21 protein-coding genes are annotated in these 19,504 nt (G+C 69.1%); 15 read left to right on the top strand and 6 right to left on the bottom strand.

Annotated features, from left to right (window positions below; all coding sequences use genetic code 11):
• The first annotated feature begins 43 nt into the window (after nt 1-43).
• The 3 genes from ACX114_RS12025 to ACX114_RS12015 all read left to right on the top strand — a co-directional run bounded on the left by ACX114_RS12025 (nt 44) and on the right by ACX114_RS12015 (nt 4,797).
• Nucleotides 44-829, top strand: a complete 786-nt coding sequence (locus ACX114_RS12025; protein ID WP_459297721.1) for an IF-2 protein — start codon at nt 44-46, stop codon at nt 827-829.
• Between the two features lie 430 nt (nt 830-1,259).
• Nucleotides 1,260-3,731 carry a ribonucleoside-diphosphate reductase subunit alpha gene (locus ACX114_RS12020; RefSeq protein WP_459297719.1) on the top strand — a complete coding sequence of 824 codons (2,472 nt, stop codon included), beginning with the start codon at nt 1,260-1,262 and terminating at the stop codon, nt 3,729-3,731.
• A gap of 55 nt (nt 3,732-3,786) precedes the next feature.
• Nucleotides 3,787-4,797 (top strand): ribonucleotide-diphosphate reductase subunit beta, encoded by a 1,011-nt coding sequence (locus tag ACX114_RS12015; RefSeq protein ID WP_459297717.1) that lies wholly within the window; start codon nt 3,787-3,789, stop codon nt 4,795-4,797.
• A gap of 68 nt (nt 4,798-4,865) precedes the next feature.
• Here ACX114_RS12015 and aqpZ read toward each other — a convergent pair whose 3' ends face one another.
• The 4 genes from aqpZ to ACX114_RS11995 form a co-directional block, all read right to left on the bottom strand.
• A complete protein-coding gene (gene aqpZ / locus ACX114_RS12010) occupies nt 4,866-5,693 on the bottom strand; it encodes an aquaporin Z (RefSeq protein ID WP_459297715.1) in 828 nt (275 codons plus the stop codon).
• A gap of 161 nt (nt 5,694-5,854) precedes the next feature.
• The gene (gene hpt / locus ACX114_RS12005; RefSeq protein WP_459297713.1) at nt 5,855-6,391 is read right to left on the bottom strand and encodes a hypoxanthine phosphoribosyltransferase; all 537 of its coding nucleotides are present in this window, start codon (nt 6,389-6,391) and stop codon (nt 5,855-5,857) included.
• Nucleotides 6,392-6,403: 12 nt separating this feature from the next.
• On the bottom strand, nt 6,404-7,219 hold the full coding sequence (locus ACX114_RS12000) for a uracil phosphoribosyltransferase (RefSeq protein ID WP_206798124.1): 816 nt from the start codon (nt 7,217-7,219) through the stop codon (nt 6,404-6,406).
• A gap of 44 nt (nt 7,220-7,263) precedes the next feature.
• The gene (locus tag ACX114_RS11995) at nt 7,264-7,863 is read right to left on the bottom strand and encodes a thymidine kinase (RefSeq protein WP_459297711.1); all 600 of its coding nucleotides are present in this window, start codon (nt 7,861-7,863) and stop codon (nt 7,264-7,266) included.
• A gap of 196 nt (nt 7,864-8,059) precedes the next feature.
• Here ACX114_RS11995 and ACX114_RS11990 point away from each other — a divergent pair, with 196 nt between their 5' ends.
• The 12 genes from ACX114_RS11990 to dnaB all read left to right on the top strand — a co-directional run bounded on the left by ACX114_RS11990 (nt 8,060) and on the right by dnaB (nt 17,986).
• Entirely contained in the window at nt 8,060-8,431 is a 372-nt protein-coding gene (locus ACX114_RS11990) for a DUF5658 family protein (protein WP_459297709.1), read from the top strand.
• 116 nt (nt 8,432-8,547) lie between these two features.
• Nucleotides 8,548-8,847 carry a septation regulator SpoVG gene (gene spoVG / locus ACX114_RS11985; protein WP_014395244.1) on the top strand — a complete coding sequence of 100 codons (300 nt, stop codon included), beginning with the start codon at nt 8,548-8,550 and terminating at the stop codon, nt 8,845-8,847.
• 42 nt (nt 8,848-8,889) lie between these two features.
• The gene (locus ACX114_RS11980) at nt 8,890-9,843 is read left to right on the top strand and encodes a ribose-phosphate pyrophosphokinase (protein WP_459297706.1); all 954 of its coding nucleotides are present in this window, start codon (nt 8,890-8,892) and stop codon (nt 9,841-9,843) included.
• 223 nt (nt 9,844-10,066) lie between these two features.
• Entirely contained in the window at nt 10,067-10,759 is a 693-nt protein-coding gene (locus ACX114_RS11975) for a 50S ribosomal protein L25/general stress protein Ctc (RefSeq protein WP_459297704.1), read from the top strand.
• A 114-nt stretch (nt 10,760-10,873) separates the two neighbouring features.
• The gene (pth, locus tag ACX114_RS11970) at nt 10,874-11,449 is read left to right on the top strand and encodes an aminoacyl-tRNA hydrolase (RefSeq protein ID WP_459297702.1); all 576 of its coding nucleotides are present in this window, start codon (nt 10,874-10,876) and stop codon (nt 11,447-11,449) included.
• Between the two features lie 277 nt (nt 11,450-11,726).
• Entirely contained in the window at nt 11,727-12,203 is a 477-nt protein-coding gene (rpsF, locus tag ACX114_RS11965) for a 30S ribosomal protein S6 (RefSeq protein ID WP_459297700.1), read from the top strand.
• A gap of 48 nt (nt 12,204-12,251) precedes the next feature.
• A complete protein-coding gene (gene rpsR / locus ACX114_RS11960; protein WP_459297698.1) occupies nt 12,252-12,653 on the top strand; it encodes a 30S ribosomal protein S18 in 402 nt (133 codons plus the stop codon).
• Between the two features lie 30 nt (nt 12,654-12,683).
• The gene (gene rplI, locus ACX114_RS11955; protein WP_014395238.1) at nt 12,684-13,127 is read left to right on the top strand and encodes a 50S ribosomal protein L9; all 444 of its coding nucleotides are present in this window, start codon (nt 12,684-12,686) and stop codon (nt 13,125-13,127) included.
• Between the two features lie 198 nt (nt 13,128-13,325).
• Nucleotides 13,326-14,483: an acyltransferase family protein gene (locus ACX114_RS11950; protein WP_459297696.1), complete on the top strand. Its 1,158-nt coding sequence runs from the start codon at nt 13,326-13,328 to the stop codon at nt 14,481-14,483.
• Nucleotides 14,480-15,607 carry a sensor histidine kinase gene (locus ACX114_RS11945; protein WP_459297694.1) on the top strand — a complete coding sequence of 376 codons (1,128 nt, stop codon included), beginning with the start codon at nt 14,480-14,482 and terminating at the stop codon, nt 15,605-15,607. The genes ACX114_RS11950 and ACX114_RS11945 overlap by 4 nt, the downstream gene beginning before the upstream one ends.
• Before the next feature lie 52 nt (nt 15,608-15,659).
• Nucleotides 15,660-16,430, top strand: coding sequence for a LytR/AlgR family response regulator transcription factor (locus ACX114_RS11940; protein ID WP_459297692.1), 771 nt, complete (start codon nt 15,660-15,662; stop codon nt 16,428-16,430).
• Between the two features lie 158 nt (nt 16,431-16,588).
• Nucleotides 16,589-17,986, top strand: a complete 1,398-nt coding sequence (gene dnaB / locus ACX114_RS11935) for a replicative DNA helicase (RefSeq protein WP_459297690.1) — start codon at nt 16,589-16,591, stop codon at nt 17,984-17,986.
• 9 nt (nt 17,987-17,995) lie between these two features.
• Here the strand turns inward: dnaB and thiD are convergent, their stop codons facing one another.
• Both thiD and ACX114_RS11925 read right to left on the bottom strand, forming a co-directional pair.
• On the bottom strand, nt 17,996-18,736 hold the full coding sequence (thiD, locus tag ACX114_RS11930) for a bifunctional hydroxymethylpyrimidine kinase/phosphomethylpyrimidine kinase (RefSeq protein WP_459297688.1): 741 nt from the start codon (nt 18,734-18,736) through the stop codon (nt 17,996-17,998).
• The gene (locus tag ACX114_RS11925; protein WP_459297686.1) at nt 18,733-19,500 is read right to left on the bottom strand and encodes a gamma-glutamyl-gamma-aminobutyrate hydrolase family protein; all 768 of its coding nucleotides are present in this window, start codon (nt 19,498-19,500) and stop codon (nt 18,733-18,735) included. The genes thiD and ACX114_RS11925 overlap by 4 nt, the downstream gene beginning before the upstream one ends.
• Nucleotides 19,501-19,504: the final 4 nt, after the last annotated feature.

Raw genomic sequence — 19,504 nt, 5'->3', positions numbered from 1 at the left:
GACCCCCACGGGCCCACGCCCGTCCGACCGGAGAGCAGGCGACATGACCACCCATTCACCGCAGGGATTCGGCTACCGGGCCCGCCGCACCTTCACCCGGCTCGTCGTCTTCCTCGTCATCCTGGGCCTGGGTGGCGGCGTCGTCTTCCTCCTGGGCCAGCTCAACGCCCGCACCTTCACCGTCGTGCAGGAGAACGGCGAGCTGGTGGTGATGAAGGGCCGCGCCATGCCCACCGGCGCCGCCGCCTACCGCCCCGGAGACCCGCGCCTCGCGGACGCCTACGCCCCCCTCCCCCTGGAGGGCCAAGACGTCACCCTGCTGACGCAGCAGAAGTTCACCGACCGGGACGACCTGGACCGCGCCCTCTTCCCCCTCCTGGAGACCCTGGCCCGCCCGCGCATCGCGTCCGGCGAGCCCGCCAAGGTGGAGCGCGGCCTCTACTATCTGCGCCGCGCGGAGAAGCTCGCCGGCATCACCGAGGAGCAGCGCCGCAGCCTCCAGTCCATGCTCACCGACGTGGCCTTCTACCAGGCGCGCCAGAAGCTGGAGGACGCCCGCCGCCTCGTGTCGGAAGGCCTGGCCCAGCTCAAGCTCGCCGCGGAGACGGAGAACCGCCACGCCCGCGCCGCCAACCAGATGCTCACCACCGTGGGCCCCACCGCCCGCGAACTGGAGGAGGCCCTGCGCCGCGCCGTCCACAGCGAGAGCGCCCCGGACAACACCCCTGTAGCACCGGCGCCCCGTCAGCCCGCCCCGTCACCCGCCGGTGACACGTCTGGAACGCCTCCGTCAGCCGCCCCAACCCCCGACGCTGGCGCCCAGCCCTGATCTCCAGGGGTTGGGTGACCCCATGAAAAAGACGGTCCCGGATGGGCTTTTCCGGCCATGTAAATGTCGGCCGGAAGACGCCCCAAAGTGCGTCGACAAGTGATCATAGATTGCAATGATCGATCCGACCCTCCGGGCAGGTTTACACAGGATCTAGCGTTGACACACCGGGTGACCCCCCATAGCTTGGGTTTGTCCGAGCGGTTGCCCCCAAGTCCGGGGGCTCGCTCCCGGAACCCGGAGGCTGGTGTGGTTTTCTTGATCGACACACACACCTGCCTCACAATTCGCTACATGTCGGGCCGCTGTCGCCAAGCCCCCGGGTCCTGATCGGAAGTCAGTTCCTCCCTCCCATCTCCGGTAGCCATCACCCACGGGGTCAGTCCGCCCCGGTGGCTCCGCTATTGCCTTGCCTGGAAGTGAGACGCCCTTGACCGTCCAGACGCCCCTGAAGCCGAACGTCGTCGCCTCGCCGCCCCCCGACTCCGCCACCGTGGCGCCCGCCACGCAGGCCTCGTCGGCTCCCGGCGACTTCGCCACCACCATGCGGGTGAAGAAGCGCAACGGCACGGCGGAGCCGGTGGACCTCAACAAGATCGTCCGCGCGGTGGGCAAGTCCTGCGTGGGCCTGTCCCGCGTGGACGTGATGCGCGTGGCCACCAAGACCATCAGCGGTCTGTATGACGGCGCCACCACGCGGGAGCTGGACAGCCTGTCCATCCAGACCGCCGCGGCGCTCATCGTGGAGGAGCCCGAGTACGCCCGGCTCTCCGCGCGCCTGCTCTCCACCTTCATCCAGAAGGAGGTCAGCAACCAGGACATCCAGTCCTTCAGCCAGTCCGTCGCCGCCGGCCACAAGCACGGCCTCATCGCGGACCGTCTGCTCACCTTCGTCCAGGCCAACGCGCGCAAGCTCAACGCCGCCATCGACCCGGTCCGCAACGACCTGTTCGAGTACTTCGGCCTGCGCACCGTCTACGACCGCTACCTGCTCAAGAACCCGCAGACGCGCGAAGTCATCGAGACGCCGCAGGACTTCTTCCTGCGCGTGGCGTGCGCCCTGTCCGGCGACAACGCGCGCGAGGCCATCGAGCTCTACCGCCTGTTCAGCTCGCTGGAGTACCTCCCTTCCTCCCCCACCCTGTTCAACTCCGGCACGCGCCACGAGCAGCTCTCCAGCTGCTTCCTGTTGGACTCGCCGGCGGACGAGCTGGACGCCATCTACAAGAAGTACTCGGACATCGCGATGCTGTCGAAGTTCTCCGGCGGCATCGGCGTGGCGTACCACCGCGTGCGCGCGCGCGGCTCGCTGATCAAGTCCACCAACGGCCACTCCAACGGCATCGTCCCGTGGCTCAAGACGCTGGATGCGTCCGTGGCGGCGGTGAACCAGGGCGGCAAGCGCAAGGGCGCGTGCTGCGTGTACCTGGAGACGTGGCACGCGGACATCGAGGACTTCCTCGAGCTGCGCGACAACACCGGTGACGAGGCCCGCCGCGCCCACAACCTGAACCTGGCCAACTGGGTGCCGGACCTCTTCATGCGCCGCGTGGAGGCCGACCAGGAGTGGAGCCTCTTCGACCCGAAGGCCACCCCCCACCTCACCGACCTCTTCGGCGACGCCTTCGAGAAGGCCTACGTGGAGGCGGAAGCGCAGGGCCAGGCCGTGCGCAAGGTGAAGGCGCGCGACCTGTACGCCCGGATGATGAAGGTGCTGGCCCAGACGGGCAACGGCTGGATGACCTTCAAGGACATCTCCAACCGCAAGAGCAACCAGACGGGCCAGCCGGGCAACGTCATCCACCTGTCCAACCTGTGCACCGAGATCCTGGAGGTCACGAGCCAGGGTGAGACGGCGGTGTGCAACCTGGGTTCGCTCAACCTGGGCCGCATGGTGAAGGACGGGAAGTTCGACTTCGACCTGCTGCGCTCCAACGCGATGCTCGCGCTCAAGCAGTTGGACCGCGTCATCGACCTCAACTACTACCCCATCCCCACCGCCGCGGACTCCAACCGCCGCTGGCGCCCGGTGGGCCTGGGCCTGATGGGCCTCCAGGACGTCTTCTTCCAGCTGCGCCTGCCCTTCGACTCCGTGGAGGCACGCAACCTGTCCAAGAAGATCTCCGAGGAGATCTACTACGCGGCGCTCGTCACCTCCTCCGACCTGGCGGAGCAGTTCGGCGCGCACCCGTCCTTCCCGGAGACGCGCGCGGCCAAGGGCGAGCTCCAGTTCGACAGCTGGGGCATCGTGCCCGAGGACACGCTGCGCTGGGACGCGCTGCGCTCGCGCATCATGAAGGTGGGCCTGCGCAACTCGCTGATGATCGCCATCGCGCCCACGGCCACCATCGCGTCCATCGCCGGCTGCTACGAGTGCATCGAGCCGCAGGTGTCCAACCTCTTCAAGCGCGAGACGCTGTCCGGTGACTTCCTCCAGGTGAACCGCTACCTGGTGCGCGACCTTCAGCAGCTGGGCCTCTGGAACGAGAACACCCGCAACCGCATCAAGCTGGCCGAAGGCAGCGTGCAGGACCTCACGGAGCTGCCAGAGGAGCTGCGCGCCATCTACCGCACCGCGTGGGAGATCCCCATGCGCTCGCTGCTGGACATGGGCGCGGACCGCGGCGCCTTCATCGACCAGAGCCAGTCGCTCAACCTCTTCGTGGAGACGCCCAACATCGGGAAGCTGTCCTCGATGTACTTCTACGCGTGGCAGAAGGGGCTGAAGACGACCTACTACCTGCGCTCGCGCCCGGCGACCCGCATCGCCAAGGCCACCGTGGGTCAGGGCGGCCCGACCCTCACCGCCGCCCCCACGCCCGCGCCGCAGACGGTGACCGCGGAGGCGGAAGCGGTGGCGTGCTCGCTGGAAAACCCCGAGGCGTGCGAGGCGTGCCAGTAGCCCTGGCCGTCCCCCACCCCACCCGTCCTTCGTTTCGTAAGGGAGTGCCGAAGCAATGCTGCTCGATCCGGGAATGAACCTGACGCTGCGCCCCATGGCGTATCCCGTCTTCTTCGAGATGTACCGCAACGCCATCAAGAACACCTGGACGGTGGAGGAGGTGGACTTCTCCACGGACTTGGTGGACCTGCGCTCGAAGATGACGGACGCGGAGCGTCACCTCATCCACCGGCTGGTGGCCTTCTTCGCCACGGGCGACTCCATCGTCGGCAACAACCTGGTGCTCAACCTCTACAAGCACCTGAACGCGCCCGAAGCGCGCATGTACCTGTCGCGCCAGCTGTACGAAGAGGCCCTGCACGTCCAGTTCTACCTGACGCTGCTGGACACCTACGTGCCGGACCCGGCGGAGCGCGCCAAGGCCTTCGCGGCGGTGGACAACATCCCGTCCATCCAGCGCAAGGCGCGCTTCTGCATGAAGTGGATGGACAGCATCCAGGCGCTGGATCAGGTCCGCTCCAAGTCGGACCGCCGCCAGTTCCTCTTGAACCTCATCTGCTTCGCGGGCTGCATTGAAGGCCTCTTCTTCTTCGCGGCCTTCGCGTACGTGTACTTCCTGCGCAGCAAGGGGCTGCTGAACGGCCTGGCCGCGGGCACCAACTGGGTGTTCCGCGACGAGTCCGCCCACATGGCCTTCGCCTTCGAGGCCATCAAGACCGCGCGCAAGGAGGAGCCGGACCTCTTCGACGCGGGTATGGAGAAGGACGTCGTGCAGATGATGCGCGACGCGGTGGAGTGCGAGACGCAGTTCGCCCAGGACCTGCTGAGCGGCGGCGTGATGGGCCTGTCGGTGCAAGAGATGCGCGGCTACCTGGAGTACGTGGCCGACCAGCGCCTCCAGATGCTGGGCATGGCCCCCATCTTCCACACCAAGAACCCGCTGCACTTCATGGACCTGCAGGACGTGCAGGAGCTCACCAACTTCTTCGAGCGCCGCGTGTCGTCCTACCAGGTCGCCGTGGGCGTGGGCGCCGCCAACGACGTCGTCTTCGACGCCGCCTTCTAGGCCCCCTCCCCTGCTTCACACACTCAAGGCCGTGCCCCGCGACAGCAGCGAGGCACGGCCTTCGTGTTTCAAACGGGGTGTTCCACGTCGCGCCGGCCCGTCACGCGCTCGCGGCGCTCCTCGTCCGTCGCCTGCTCCGCGCGCGTGGCGGTAATCTGCACCGCCGGGCGGTTCACCAGCCGGTACACCGCGGACGCGAAGGCCGCGCCCAACAGCGGCGCGATGATGAACAGCCACAACTGGCGCAGGGCGTCCCCTCCGGCGAAGAGCGCCGGCCCCAGGCTGCGCGCCGGGTTCACCGACGTGTTGGTGATGGGGATGCCCACCAGGTGGATGAGCGTCAGCACCAGGCCAATGGCCACGCCCGCGAAGCCCACCGGCGCGCGCGAGTCCGTGGCCCCCAGCACCGTCAGCACCAGCAGGAAGGTGAGCGCCACCTCCGTGAGGAAGGCCGCCCCACCGCCATAGCCCTCCGGCGACGCCGCCCCGTAGCCGTTGCTGCCCAGCCCCTCCGCGCCCGCGGAGTAGCCACCGGGCGCGCCCTTCGCGATGAGCAGCACCACGCCCGCGGCGACGATGGCGCCCACGCACTGCGCGATGACGTAGCCAGCCAGGTGACGCTTGTCGAACTTGCCCGCCATCAGCAGGCCCACCGTCACGGCCGGATTCACGTGGCAGCCGGAGATGGGGCCAATCGTGTAGACCATGGCCAGCAGCGACAGCCCGAAGGCGAAGGCCACGCCCAGGAAGCCGATGCGGTCGCCCGCCAGCACCGCCGCCCCGACCCCGCCGAGCACCAGCACGAACGTGCCGACGGCCTCCGCCAGGTACTTCTGCATCGCGTCCCCGCCCACTGTCGCCGACCGCGGGGGAGCCCTCACGTTCCCGTCTCGCATGTTCAAGCCTCCTCAGTGTCCAGAGGAGAGGCTGTGCATGCGTGCGCCCCAGAACGCGCGAGGGCCCTGCACACGGCCGCCGTGCGGCGCGTGAACGGGGTCCTCGAAGACTCAAGGCCCCCACCCCGAAGGGAGGGGCGCCCGGGTCCATCAGGCGCTTCTCAGACGTGCTTCCAGATGCCGATGAACGGCAGGTTCCGGTACTTCTCGCCGTAGTCCAGGCCGTACCCGACGACGAACTTGTCCTCGATGACGAAGCCCTTGTAGTCGATGTCCACCTTCGTCTTGGCCCGGGCGGGCTTCTCCAGGAGCGAGCAGATCTTCACCGACGCCGGGTGGCGCGCCCGGAGGTTCTCCAGGAGGAAGCTCATGGTGAGCCCCGTGTCGATGATGTCCTCGATGATGAGCAGGTGCTTGCCCGCCATCGGCTTGGACACGTCCGTGGTGATGCGCACCTCGCCCGTGGACTCCGTGCCGCCGTGGTAGCTGGACACGCCCAGGAACTCGAGCGTCAGCGGCAAATCAATGGCCCGCGCCAGGTCGATGGCGAAGAACGCGGAGCCCTTGAGCACGCAGATGAGCGTCAGCTCCTTGCCCTGGTAGTCGCGGGTAATCTGCGCGCCCAGCTCCTTCACGCGCGCCTGCACGGCCTCCTCGGAGATGAGGACGCCGACATCCTTCTCGTGGAACGTCGTCACCGGGTGCTCCCTCTACACGTAGGCGTTGTTCATGATCTCCCCGAAGCCGCCGCCGCCGGGGACGATGTATTGCCGGTCATCCAGCCCCCGCTCCTTCTCCCAGAGCAGGCCCGGCGCGGTGCCGAACACCTCCGGCGGGGACAGGCCGCGGTCCAGACGGAGCGCGTAGATGATGACGTCCGGGTGCTCCGTCGTCATCCGGCGCAGGTACTCCGGCGTGACGATGAGGTTGAGCGTGATGATGCGACGGGCCTTCCCGGGCACCCGCGTCTTGTACAGCTGGATGGCCGTGGCCAGGCTGCCGCCCGTGGCCCCCATGGGGTCCGGGAACAGCACGAACGCGTCGTCCACGTCCCCGCCAATCTTCGCGCCGCCAATCTCAGAGCCCACCACCGCCTGGGCCGCGTCGATCATCCGGCTCATGATGATGTGGTCCTGGCGCACCAGGGACGGATCCACCGTGAAGTTGAGCAGGTCGTACGTCACCTGCGACGGCAGCGTGCCCGCGCGCGCGATGTTCACCGTCACCACGCGCAGCTGCGGGTCCACCACCTCGCCCTGGTAGATGCCCAGGGGCGTGGAGTCGATCATGCGCGTGGGAATGGTCACCATCTTGCGCGGGAACTCCGCGTTGATGACCGTCTTCACCAGGTCCGTGTAGAGCTGCTCCACCAGCCGGTTGATCTGCGGCTGCAGCGTGCCCTTGGCGCACAGCGTGGCCAGTTGGGAGAGGAGAAACGGATTTCCCACCAGGTGGACGTTGGGCCCATAGTGGTGGGCCATCTCGTTCAACTTGAAGGGCACGTTCGCGTAGAGGGTGTCGCGCATCGGATGGGGCTCCCGCGCCGGGTAGGACAGGCGGCTTCCGGCTTTCAGTCGAACAGCTTCAGCGTCTGCGGAGGGCTCGCCTCCGCGGGTTCCGCCACGTGACACTTGCGGCAGCGCGGCTCGTAGGCACCCGCCGCGCCCACCACCACCCGCTCCTCGCTGCCAATGATGCGCTGCGAACGGTTGGCCGGGTTTCCGCACACCGCGCAGATGGCCAGCTCCTTCGTCACGTACTCCGCCACCGCCATCAGCTGCGGCATGGGTTCGAAGGGGCGCCCCTGGTAGTCCTGGTCCAGGTCCGCGCAGATGACGCGCATGCCCTTCTGGGCGAGCGCCTCGCACACCTGCACCACTTCTCCGCCCAGGAACTGCACCTCGTCGATGCCCACCACCTGTGTGTCGGGAGACAGGTGCCGGAAAATTTCTTCAGCCCTTTCGATGGGCAGGGACGTCAATTTCAACTGGCTGTGGCTGACCACCTGCGTGTCGTCGTAGCGCGTGTCGATGCGCGGCTTGAACACGCGCACCTTCTGCCGGCCGTACAGCGCGCGCTTGACGCGGCGGATCAATTCCTCCGTCTTGCCGGAGAACATCGATCCGCAGATGACCTCTATCCACCCGATATCTTTGGGGAATTGATGCAATGGGCACTCGTCGGGGTGTGGCTGGGCGGGGCCAATCTCCGCGACCCACCCCTTCCCGTCAATTTCGTTTCCAGCCCGGCAAGCCCCCCTCCTCCGCCGCCTGCCCGGCTGCTTCCCATGAAGTCCCGGAAGCCCTGGCAAGGGATTTGAATAGCCCTGGCCCTGGGTAGCAGGACGGAAACCTTGGGGGTGGGGCGTGGCGGCGACGGCGAACGAGGTGCAGGCAGGGGGTTGGGCGCAGCAGGCTTCTTTCTACACGTCACCGGCGTCGGTGGCGCTGCTCATGCTGAACCTGCTGGACGGGCTCTTCACCCTGCTCTTCCTGCAGTTGGGGGTGGCGGAGGAGCTCAACCCGGTGATGCGCGTGGCGTACGAGCAGTCGCCGCTGCTCTTCATGTTCTCCAAGCTGCTCATCGTGAACGCGGGGCTGTGCCTCTTGTGCCTGCACCGCCGGCTCAAGGCCAGCCGCTTCGCCATCCGCGCGGGCGCCGTCGTCTACGCCATCATCGTGGTCTACCACCTGGCCTTCCTCACCCACCTGGTGAGTCATTGGCCCTTCGGGGCATGACGGCTAGCGGAGCAGTGAACGGTCCCCGGCGCGACAGGTAGGGGGTGCTTGCTTTTCACCTTCGGTCTGTCCCAGGCTTCCCCGTAGCTCCGGCCTTCCAGGTTCGGGGGGGGACCATGAACATCACCGACGTCCGGGTGTTTCCGGTCGAAGAGGACAAGCTCAAGGCGTACGTCACCATCACCCTGGATCACTGCTTCGTCGTGCGCGACCTGAAGGTGATCCACGGCTCCACCGGGCTCTTCATCGCGATGCCCGCGAAAAAACGGAAGGACGGGACCTACAAGGACATCGCCCATCCGTTGAACGCGGACACGCGAAGCCAGATGGAGCGGGTCATCCTCATCGAGTACGAGAAACACCTTCACCAGGCGCAGAACGGGACGCTCGGTCCCGTGGCGGCTGAACTCGACTAACGAACTTCCATTCGGGGCGCTCACGGGTTAGTCAGCGCCCCCATGCAGCCGTCGCGTGACTTCAAGGTGTTCGCCGGGAACTCCAACCCGGCGTTGGCGCATCGCATCTGCGAATACCTCCAGCGTCCCCTGGGCAAGGCGACGGTGGACACGTTCTCCGACGGGGAGATCCACGTCGAGATCGGCGAGAACGTACGCGGACAGGACGTCTTCATCGTCCAGTCCACGTGCCCGCCGACGAACCACCACCTGATGGAGCTCTTGATCATGTGCGACGCCCTCAAGCGGGCGAGCGCAGGCTCCATCACCGCGGTGATGCCCTACTACGGCTACGCGCGGCAGGACCGGAAGGTGGCGGCCCGCACGCCCATCACCGCGAAGCTGGTGGCGGACATGCTGGAGGTCGCGGGCGTCAACCGGGTGGTGTCCATGGACATGCACGCCGGGCAGATCCAGGGCTTCTTCAACATGCCCTCGGATCACCTCTACGGTTCGCCGGTGTTCCTGGAGGACATCCGCAAGCGCTTCCCGGAGTCGAGCGAGCTGGTCATCGTCAGCCCGGACGCCGGCGGCGTGGAGCGCGCGCGCGCCTACTCCAAGCGGCTGAACACGGGGCTGGCCATCATCGACAAGCGCCGCCCGCGCCCCAACGCCTCGGAGGTGATGAACCTCATTGGCGACGTGAAGGGCAAGGACGCCATCCTGGTGGACGACATGGTGGACACCGCGGGCACGCTCGCCCAGGCGGCAGCGGCGCTGAAGGACAAGGGCGCGCGCCGGGTGCTCGCGTACGCGGTGCACCCCATCCTGTCCGGCCCCGCCATCCAGCGCATCACCGACTCCGTCCTGGAGGAGGTCGTCTTCACGGACACGGTGCCGCTCGCGGCCAACGCCAAGGCGTGCCCGAAGATCCGCGCCCTGCAGACGGACGCCCTCTTCGGTGAGGCCATCGCGCGCATCCACCGCGCGGACTCGCTGAGCTCGCTGTTCGTCTGACGTCGTCCGGGCCTGCCCGGACGCAGCCAGGCGAAACGCCGCCTGGGGCCCGGGCGGCTTGACGAAGGACCCCGGGGGCTGGCATGTCCGGCCCCCTCCACCGGTTCCATGGGCCCGTCACAACGGCCCGGGCGCCGTCTTCGGGGCCCACCATGGGGGTGGGATGCCGAGGGCGCCCAGACGCCGGTGAACACCGCGGTACCCACCGAAAAGAGAGCCTTCCATGGCCACCGAAAAGAGCACCCTCGAAGCGCAGGCCCGTGACAACTCCGGCAAGGGCGTGGCCCGCCGCCTGCGCGCCGCCGGCCGCGTTCCCGCCGTCGTCTACGGCAAGCACCTGAAGGCGCCGCTGCACATCTCCGTGGACCCCAAGGGCATCCGCACGGCCATCAACACCCCGCACAAGCTGAACACGCTCATCCAGCTGAAGCTGGCGGGCAACGATCAGCAGGTCCTCCTGAAGGACTACCAGATGGATCCGCTCACCCGCGACATCCTGCACGCGGACTTCATCGCCGTGAGCGAGAAGGAGCAGGTCAAGGTGAACATCCCCGTGGTGCTCACCGGCAAGGCCGCGGGCGTGGCGGACGGCGGTCTGCTCACCCAGGTGCGCCGCAACCTGGAGGTCTGGGCGCTCCCCGGCGCCATCCCGCTCCAGATTGAAGTGGACGTCACCAACCTGAAGATCGCGGAAGCCCTCCACGTGAACGACGTGAAGCTCCCCGAGGGCGTGTCCGTGAAGACGCACGTCAACTACACCATCGCGACCATCGCCGCGCCGGAAGCGGCGGAGGCGGCTCCGGCGGCGGCTGCTGCTGCCGCGGCCCCTGCGGCGGCGGGCAAGGCGGGCGACGCGAAGGCGGGCGACGCGAAGGCCCCCGCGGCGGCCGCGGCCAAGGCCCCGGCGAAGAAGTAGTCCTCTTCCGCCGTTCGGTGTCTCTTCGCGGGGCGGGCCTCTTCCAGGGCCTGCCCCGCTGTCTTTTTCCGGGTGCGGGCCCCTTCCAGCCCCCACCCTCCTTGGGAGCCGTCCATGAAGCTCATCTGCGGGCTGGGCAACCCCGGGCGCGAGTACGAGCGCCACCGCCACAACGTCGGGTTCATGGTGGTGGACGCGCTGCTGGCGCGCGCCCGCGCGGAGCTCACGCAGGACAAGTTCCAGGCGCGGGTGGGCCAGGGAAGCCTGGGCGGCGAGCGCATCCTCTTCGTGGAGCCGCAGACATACATGAACCTGTCCGGCCGCTCCGTGGCGGAGGCCGCGCGCTTCTACAAGGTCGCGGTGCAGGACGTGCTCGTGGTGCACGACGAGCTGGACCTGCCCTTCGGGCGGCTGCAGCTCAAGGCGGGCGGCGGCGCGGGCGGGCACAACGGGCTCAAGAGCATGGTGCAGTGCCTGGGCGAGGACGCCTTCATCCGCGTGCGGGTGGGCATTGGCAAGCCGGAGGGCCCCAACGCCAAGGAGCGCGTGGCGGGCTACGTCCTGTCCAACTTCGACGACGGCGAGCGCCGCCAGTTGGAGGAGCTCATCGGCAAGGCGGCGGACATGGCGGAGAGCTGGGTGCGGGACGGGCTCTCCACGGCGATGAACCGCCACAACCGCCGGGCCTGAAGCCCCGGGCGGGCCGCCTGCCGTCCCCTCAGCCTCCTGGCTCCCCTTGACTTTGCGCAAGGGGTCCTCTTAGAAGCCCCTTCCCCCGGAGTGCGTCCCACGCTTCTTCCGGTGGATGTTCTTTCAAAGCTTCCCGTGTTCACGCACGGGCCAAGGCGCGACGGTGACGGGCGCGCGAGAGGATTTCCCGTCCCCGGTGGTGGCCTTCGAGGGCCTCCGGCCGTTTCCCCGCTCCCCGGATGGTCCGGGGGGCACTCGACCCCAAGGGGAGAGAAACATGGCAGAGACGCAGGCCGCCAAGCGGCTTCGTGAGTACGAGACCATCTTCCTGGTCAAGCCGGACGTGACCGACGACAACGTGGACAAGCTCAAGGAGCGCGTCCGCGGCATCGTTTCGCGTGAGGGTGGCAAGGTCCTCCGCTTCACGGTGTGGGGGAAGAAGAAGACGCTGTTCCCCGTGGCCAAGCAGCCCCGCGCCATCTACGTCCACACGAGCTTCCTGGGTGACGGCAAGCTGGTGGCGGAGATCGAGCGCAACCTGCGCAACATCGACGACGTGACCCGCTACATCTCCGTGAAGATCGCGGACGAGGTGGATCCCGAGTCGCGTCCGGTGCTCGAGGACCTCAAGCTGGCCGGCGACGTCGAGGAGACCCGTCCGGGCGCTCCCGCCGAGCGCGAGGGTGGCTTCCGCGGCGAGTCGTCCGAGTTCGCGGGTGGCGATTCGGAAGAGGAGTCCGCCGAGGAGGCGTAACGCCTCTGTCGGGACCTTCCCCCAACCTTCCAGGAAACGAGAACGTTCATGAGCAACGGCATGGATAGCAAGCAGGGCGCGGGCGCTTCCCGCGGCCCCGGTGGTGGCGGCGGCTACGGCGGCGGTTCGCGCGGTGGCGACCGTGGTGGTGATCGCGGCGGCGACCGCGACCGTGGTGGCGATCGCGGCGACCGCGGCATGGGCGGCGACGACGACAAGCGCGGTGGTCGTGGCTTCGGCCGCAAGAAGGTCTGCCGGTTCTGCGCGGAGAAGAACGCGTCGGTGGACTTCAAGGACCAGGCGACGCTGAAGTACTTCGTCACCGAGCGCGGCAAGATCATCCCCCGCCGCATCTCCGGCAACTGCGCGAAGCACCAGCGTGAGGTGGCGGTGGCCATCAAGCGCGCCCGCGGCATCGCGCTCCTCCCCTACAACGCGGTGGTCGGCTAGTCGCCGGTCCGCAACACAGGAGACAGGAACATGAAGGTCATTCTGCGTGAGGACATCGACAACCTCGGCAAGTCCGGCGAGCTCGTCACGGTGAAGGACGGCTTCGGCCGTAACTTCCTGCTGCCGCGCAAGAAGGCGGTCCTGGCGAGCGAGCAGAACCTGCGTCAGCTGGAGCACGAGAAGTCCGTGCAGACGGCGCGCAACGCCAAGCTGAAGGGCGCTGCCGACGAGCAGGCCAAGAAGCTGGGCGCCGTCAAGGTCACCATCAAGCGCAAGGTGGGCGAGCAGGACAAGCTGTTCGGCTCCGTCACGGTGCTGGACATCGCCGAGGCGCTCGCGGCCCAGGGCCAGCAGGTGGATCGCCGCCAGCTGCACCTGGCCGAGCCCATCAAGTCGCTGGGCAGCTACGACGTGGAGCTGCGCCTGCACCGCGAGGTGACGGCGAAGATCAAGGTCGACGTGGTGGCCGAGTAGTCCACCGCTTCACCTGAAGCGCTCCCATCGCTTCAAGGAAAGGGCCGTCCGGGCGACCGGGCGGCCCTTTTCGCGTCTGCTGGGTTCCGGGCCCGTCCGGCTCGCGCCGCGCGGGGTCCGTTTCACGGCATCCGCGTGGAGCCAGGGCACCTGGCGTGGGTACTTCAGCGGCGGACACCGTCAGGAGGTCCCCACCGCATGAGCGCCCCACTCCGCCCCGCCGCCGCGCACCACCCCGACCTGGACTGGCTCCGGGTGCTGGCCATCGTGGTGCTGCACCTGTTCCACACCGGGATGATGTTCAACACCTGGGAGTGGCACATCAAGAGCCCCCAGGCGCTGCCGGTGCTGGAGCCCGTGATGTCCGTGCTGCACCTGGTGCGCATGCCGCTGCTGATGGTCATCTCCGGAGCGGGCACCGCGTTCGCGCTCCGGCGGCGCGGCCTGGGCGCGTTCACGAAGGACCGGGCGAAGCGGCTGCTCTTGCCGCTGGTGTTCGGCATGTTCGTGGTGGTGCCGCCGCAGATCTACGTGGAGCGGCTGCACCAGGGGCGCATCCAGGGCAGCTACGCCGCGTTCTACCCGACGGTGTTCGACTTCGTGCCCTACCCCGCGGGCAGCTTCAGCTGGCACCATCTGTGGTTCGTGGCCTACCTGTTCGTCTACTGCCTGCTGGCCCTGCCCCTCTTCGCGGCGCTGCGCACGCAGGCCGGGGCGCGGTTCCTCGCGTGGGCGGACGCGTGGCTGTCGCGTGGGGTGAACGTGCTGTGGCTTGTCGTGCCGCTGGCGCTCAACCGGGTGCTCCTGCGCGACTTCCCGGAGACGCACGCGCTGCTGGATGATCCGCGCACCTTCATCCACTACGGCCTGCTGTTTCTCTACGGGCACCTGTTGGGCCGCTGCCCGGGCGTGTGGGACCGGCTGGTGTCGCTGCGCCACGGGCTCCTGGCCGTGGCCCTGGCGGCGCTGGTGGTGGAGGTGGTGTGGCCGTGGCCGGTGATGCCGGTGGTGCCCGCCATCGTGGGGGGCACGGTGCTCATCTGGAGCGGGCTGCTGACGGCGATGGCCTGGGCGCGGCACCACGTGCGCACGTCCCCCGCGTGGCTTCCGCACGCGCAGGCGCTGTCGTATCCGTTCTACATCTTCCACCAGACGGTCATCATCTGCGTGGGCTCCCTGTGCCTGCGCCTGCCGGTAGGCCCCTGGGCCATGCTCCTCGCGGTGCTCACGCTGTCCTTCGCCGTGACGCTGGCGCTGTGTGAAGGCGTGTCCCGCGTGTCGTGGCTGCGGCCGCTCTTCGGGATGAAGCCCCGGGCCGCGCGTCCGGCGGTCCTCACGCCGGAGGCCGTGGGGTGAGGGCCTGGGACGAAGCTGCATCCCCGCGGTGGCGCTGGCCCCGGCTGCGGTTGCGTCCGGCGCTGAAGCTCCTGGCGTTCGGGCTGGTGCTGGGCGTCTGGCAGGGCAGCGCGGTGCGGCTGATGCAGCTCATGCGGCCCCACCCGGGCCATTGGGCACCGGCGTTCATCTGGGAGATGACCAGCGCGCTCGCCGTCACGCTGCTGCTCCCCGTGCTGATGACGGCGGTGCTCAACGCGCCGTCACTGCGCGTGGGCTGGGCGCGCTTCCTGGGCATCCACGCGGCGGCGTTCCTCGTCTTCACTTCGCTGCACATCGCGCTGATGGCGGGGCTGCGGCACGGCGTCTACGCGCTGCTGGACCTGGGGGACTACGACCTGGGGCCTCCGGTGTACGCGCTGCCCATGGAGGCGCAGAAGGACCTCATCACCTACGGCCTGGGCTGCGCGGTCATCGCGCTCCTCAACGAGTGGCGGGAGCGGCAGGCCCGCGCGCTGCGCTCGGCGGAGCTGGAGGGCGAGCTGCGGGCCGCGCAGCTCCAGTCGCTCACGGGCCAGTTGCACCCGCACTTCCTCTTCAACGCGCTGCACACCATCGGGTCGGTGATGTACGAGGACCTGCCGCGCACGGACCGGCTGTTGAGCGACCTGGGCCAGTTGCTGCGCGCGAGCCTGGAGCGCACCGAGCCCACCTGGACGCTTTCCGAGGAGCGAGGGCACACCGAGCGCTTCGTCGCCTTGCTCGCGGCGCGCTTCGGAGACCGCCTGGACGTGCGGTGGGACGTGGCGCCGGGGCTGGAGTCCCAGCGCGTGCCCTGCTTCGCGCTCCAGACGCTGGTGGAGAACGCGGTGAAGCACAACCAGGACCTGCGCGGCGCGCTGGAGGTGCGCATCCGCGCGCGTGCGGAAGCGGACCGCTGGGCGCTGGAGGTGGAGGACACCGGGCGCGGCTTCGGGGCGCCCTCCCCTGCCTCCGGGCCCGGCGTGGGCCTGACGCAGTTGGAGCGCGTGCTCACGCTGCTGCATGGCGACCGCGCCCGAGTGGAGCGAGGTGCAGGCCCCGAAGGCGGCGCGCGCGTGACGGTGTGGCTGCCCCTCGATGCGGCCCGGGTGGAGGCGTCATGAGGGCAACGTGCGTGGCGACGCGGACGCATCGGGAGCGCCGGGAGGAGGACTCGTGACGGTGTTCCGCGTGCTGGTGGTGGACGACGAAGCGCCCGCTCGCGCGAAGGTGAAGCGCCTGCTGGCGGATGACGCGCGCTTCACCTGCGTGGGCGAGGCACAGGACGGGACGGAGGCGCTCGCGCGCATCGAGTCGCTGCGGCCGGACCTGGTGGTGCTGGACGTGCAGATGCCCGGGCTCACCGGCTTCGAGGTCCTGGAGGCGCTCGGGGCGGAGGCCTGCCCCGCGGTCATCTTCTCCACCGCCTATGAACGCTTCGCGCTCCAGGCCTTCGAGGCCCACGCGGCGGACTACCTCCTCAAGCCCTATGACGCCGGCCGCTTCACCCGGGCGCTCGACAAGGCCCATGCGCTCTTGAGCGCGGGCGCGCACGGCTCCGCCGCGCTGGATGCCCTGCTCGCCACGGTGGCCAGGGCCCGCCCCGAGCGCCCCCTGGAGCGCCTGGTGGTGAAGGTGGGCGAGGGCTGGGTCCCCCTGCGCCTGGACACCGTGTGGCGCCTGTCCTCGGAGGACAAGTACGTGCGGCTCTTCACGGCCCAGGGCGAACACCTGGTGCGCCAGACGCTGCGGGCCCTGGAGGAGCGCCTGGACCCCACCCGCTTCGTGCGCGTGCACCGCAGCGACCTGGTGAACCTGGAGGCCGTGGCCCGGCTGGAGCCGTGGACCCATGGGGACGGCATCCTGGTGCTCAAGGACGGCTCCACGGTGATCCTCAGTCGCACCTACCGGGAGGCCTTCCTCCAGCAGTGGGGCGCCGCCGAATAGCCCGACGCGGCGGGTCGGTTCACCGGGAGGCCGGGCCCGGGTGCCACGGCGGGTCGCGGCATCCCTCCCGGACCTACCGGGTGCTACAGGTCTGTTGCCTGGAAACTGGACGTCCGCTGGAACGTGTCAGACGCTGCCTGTAGAGGTTCCAAGCAGCCATGCAGAACGTCCTGGACGGTAGGGAAGGACGGCGGGTCCACGAGGATCTCGCCGCGGAGCGCGCGGTGCTGGGCGCCGTGCTGGCGGACAACGGGCTCATCACGCCCGTGGCGGAGGTCGTCCACGCGGACGACTTCGCCAGCCCTTCGCACGCGCAGATCTTCGCCGCGATGATGCGGCTGGATCAGCAGAGCAAGCAGGTAGACCACCTGACGCTCGCGGAGGAGCTCAAGGTCCTGGGCCAGCTCGTCGCTGTGGGCGGCCCCGCGTACCTGATGGGCCTGGACCAGGTGGTCCCGCTGGCGGCCAACGCCGTCCAGTACGCCCACATCGTCAAGGACCAGGCGCTGCGCCGGCGCCTGGCCAACGTGGGCCGGGAGATTCAAGACCTCGCCAGCCAGGAGACGGGCGAGCTGGAGGTCCTGCTCGACGAGGCCGAGCGCAAGGTCTTCCTCCTCGCGGAGAAGAAGCGCGAAGGCGACCTGCGTCCGGTCAGCGAGCTGATGGAGCAGACGCTCGACCTGCTCGACAAGATGAAGACCGCGGCGACGGGCGTGACGGGCCTGTCCACGGGATACATCGACCTTGACAATCAGCTGACCGGCCTGCACGCCGGTGAGCTCATCATCCTCGCGGCGCGTCCCGGCATCGGCAAGACGTCCTTCGCCATGAACATCGCGGTGCATGCGGCGCTGAAGGAGAACAAGGCCGTCGGCATCTTCAGCCTGGAAATGCCCGCGGATCAGCTGCTCATGCGTCTGCTCGCGTCCACCGCGCGCGTGGACATGAAGAAGCTGCGCGGCGGCCGGCTGTCCCCGCACGACGAGGAGAAGTTCCAGGAGATGGCCGGCGCCCTCTACAACGCGCCCATCTACATCGACGACTCCGGCGGCCTGTCCCCGTTCGACCTGCGCGCGAAGGCGCGGCGCGTGAAGCAGAAGGATCCGCGCCTGTCGCTCATCGTCATCGACTACCTCCAGCTGATGCACCAGAAGGGCAAGGTGGAGAGCCGCCAGCTGGAAGTCGCTGAAATCTCCCGTGCGCTCAAGCAGCTGGCCAAGGAGCTGGAGGTGCCCATCATCGCCCTCAGCCAGCTCAGCCGTAAGGTGGAGGAACGCAAGGGCGGCAAGCCCATGCTCTCCGACCTGCGTGAGTCCGGCTCCATCGAGCAGGACGCCGACGTGGTGATGTTCATCCACCGTGAGACGGAGGAGGACGGCGAAGGAGGCGGTGGTGGGGGCGGGGGTGGTGGCGGCGGGGGCGGAGGTGGCGGCGGCAACACGGTCATCCCCGTGGAGCTCATCGTCGCCAAGCAGCGTAACGGCCCCATCGGGTCCGTGGACCTGGTGTTCCTCGCGGAGTACACGCGCTTCGAAAGCCGCGCCCGGAGCGAGTAGCCCTTCGCCTCAGTCCCGGCCGGTGCGCAGGTAGCCCGTGACGTGCTCACGGGCCGCTCGCACCGCGGCCTCCGGCCCCGTGCCCCGGCCCAGCTCCGCCGCCAGCGCGGACGCCAGCCGGCAGCCCGTGCCCCGGCGCTCGGGGGGCCGCTTCAACCGGCGCCCTCGCATCACCACCGTGCGCCCGGAGTACGCTAGCACGTCCGCCAACCCCTGCCCTTCCGGCAGGTGCCCGCCCTTCACCAGCACCGCGCCGAAGCCGCGCTGACACAGCGCCTCCGCGGCCTCCTGCGCGTCCTCCACCGTGCCCAGCGCGGGCCGGCCCAAAAGCCACGCGGCCTCCTCCAGGTTCGGTGTCACCAGCACGCGCGGGCCCGCGAGCGCCAGGTAGTGCCGGGCCGTCAGCCGCGACAGCGCCTGCCCCCGGGACGAGCGCACCACCGGGTCCACCACCCACCACGCGTCCGCGTCCTTGAGCGCCGCCCGCGCCGTGGCCAGCTGGGACGGCCCGGGCACCACGCCCCACTTCACCGCGTGCAGGGGGCCCCACTCGCGCGCGGCCGTCACCTGCGCGGCCAGCATGCGCGGGGAGGCAGGCACCACCGCGAAGGTGTGCGAGCCCTGCGCCGTCTGGGCCGTGGGCACCGCCACCGCGTCGCCGCCGCGCGCCCGCACCGCGGCCACGTCCGCCAGGAGCCCGGCCCTGCCCGTGGGCTCCAGTCCCGCGAGCAGCAGGACCCGGGGCCTCACCGGCGGTGCTCTCGCGCCTTCTGCACCAGCGCCTTGTAGACGCCCAGGTGCACCGGGATGGTCCCCAGCATCAGCTCCGGGTGCCACTGCACGCCCAGCGCGAAGGTGTGCACGGTGGACTCAATCGCCTCCACCACGCCGTCCGGCGACACCGCGCTCACCGTCACGTCCGTGCCCGGCTTGTTCACCGCCTGGTGGTGCGTGGAGTTCACCATCAACTGCCCGTGCCCCACGGCCTCCGCCAGGAGCGTGCCGTTCTTCACCTCCACCGGGTGCTGCGGCTGGGTGCGGTCGTGCTTCTGCTCGTGGTCTCGCGCGCCAGGAACCTCCCGCAGGATGTCCTGGAACAGCGTGCCGCCCAGCACCACGGCCAGCAGCTGCATGCCGCCGCACACGCCCAGCACCGGCAGGTTGCGCTTGAGCGCGCCGCGGATGAGCTGCGCCTCGAAGGCCGTGCGGCCCTCCTTCAGCGGCCCCATGCCCTCGCGGACCTCCTCGCCATACGCGGACGGAGGGATGTCGAACGCGCCGCCCGTCACCACCAGCCCGGACACCCGCTCCAGGTAGGCGTCCACGCAGGACGGGTCGTCGGTGTACGGCAGCACGAAGGGCAGGCCCCCCGCGCGCAGCACCGCCTCCGCGTAGGGCACCTTCAGCTCGTAGCGGGGAAAGGCGGAGTCGGCCGGCTGGGCCCAGTCCGGGCTGAGGCCGATGTTGGGACGGCGCGGCGTCGTCCCGTGATGACGCGGAGGCGGATGGTTCATGGTG

This window comes from Corallococcus sp. M7 (assembly GCF_054512695.1).
The sequence above is the reverse complement of the archived record's forward strand: the minus strand, read 5'-3'. Positions and strand labels throughout refer to the sequence as shown.

Bases quoted from the DNA above. Each gene is read 5' to 3' on its own strand.
- ACX114_RS12025 (WP_459297721.1), top strand. From the start codon at position 44: ATGACCACCCATTCACCGCAGGGATTCGGCTACCGGGCCCGCCGCACC.
- ACX114_RS12015 (WP_459297717.1), top strand. From the start codon at position 3,787: ATGCTGCTCGATCCGGGAATGAACCTGACGCTGCGCCCCATGGCGTAT.
- aqpZ (WP_459297715.1), bottom strand. From the start codon at position 5,693: ATGCGAGACGGGAACGTGAGGGCTCCCCCGCGGTCGGCGACAGTGGGC.
- ACX114_RS12000 (WP_206798124.1), bottom strand. From the start codon at position 7,219: ATGCGCGACACCCTCTACGCGAACGTGCCCTTCAAGTTGAACGAGATG.
- spoVG (WP_014395244.1), top strand. From the start codon at position 8,548: ATGAACATCACCGACGTCCGGGTGTTTCCGGTCGAAGAGGACAAGCTC.
- ACX114_RS11980 (WP_459297706.1), top strand. From the start codon at position 8,890: ATGCAGCCGTCGCGTGACTTCAAGGTGTTCGCCGGGAACTCCAACCCG.
- ACX114_RS11975 (WP_459297704.1), top strand. From the start codon at position 10,067: ATGGCCACCGAAAAGAGCACCCTCGAAGCGCAGGCCCGTGACAACTCC.
- pth (WP_459297702.1), top strand. From the start codon at position 10,874: ATGAAGCTCATCTGCGGGCTGGGCAACCCCGGGCGCGAGTACGAGCGC.
- rpsF (WP_459297700.1), top strand. From the start codon at position 11,727: ATGGCAGAGACGCAGGCCGCCAAGCGGCTTCGTGAGTACGAGACCATC.
- rpsR (WP_459297698.1), top strand. From the start codon at position 12,252: ATGAGCAACGGCATGGATAGCAAGCAGGGCGCGGGCGCTTCCCGCGGC.
- rplI (WP_014395238.1), top strand. From the start codon at position 12,684: ATGAAGGTCATTCTGCGTGAGGACATCGACAACCTCGGCAAGTCCGGC.
- ACX114_RS11950 (WP_459297696.1), top strand. From the start codon at position 13,326: ATGAGCGCCCCACTCCGCCCCGCCGCCGCGCACCACCCCGACCTGGAC.
- dnaB (WP_459297690.1), top strand. From the start codon at position 16,589: ATGCAGAACGTCCTGGACGGTAGGGAAGGACGGCGGGTCCACGAGGAT.
- ACX114_RS11925 (WP_459297686.1), bottom strand. From the start codon at position 19,500: ATGAACCATCCGCCTCCGCGTCATCACGGGACGACGCCGCGCCGTCCC.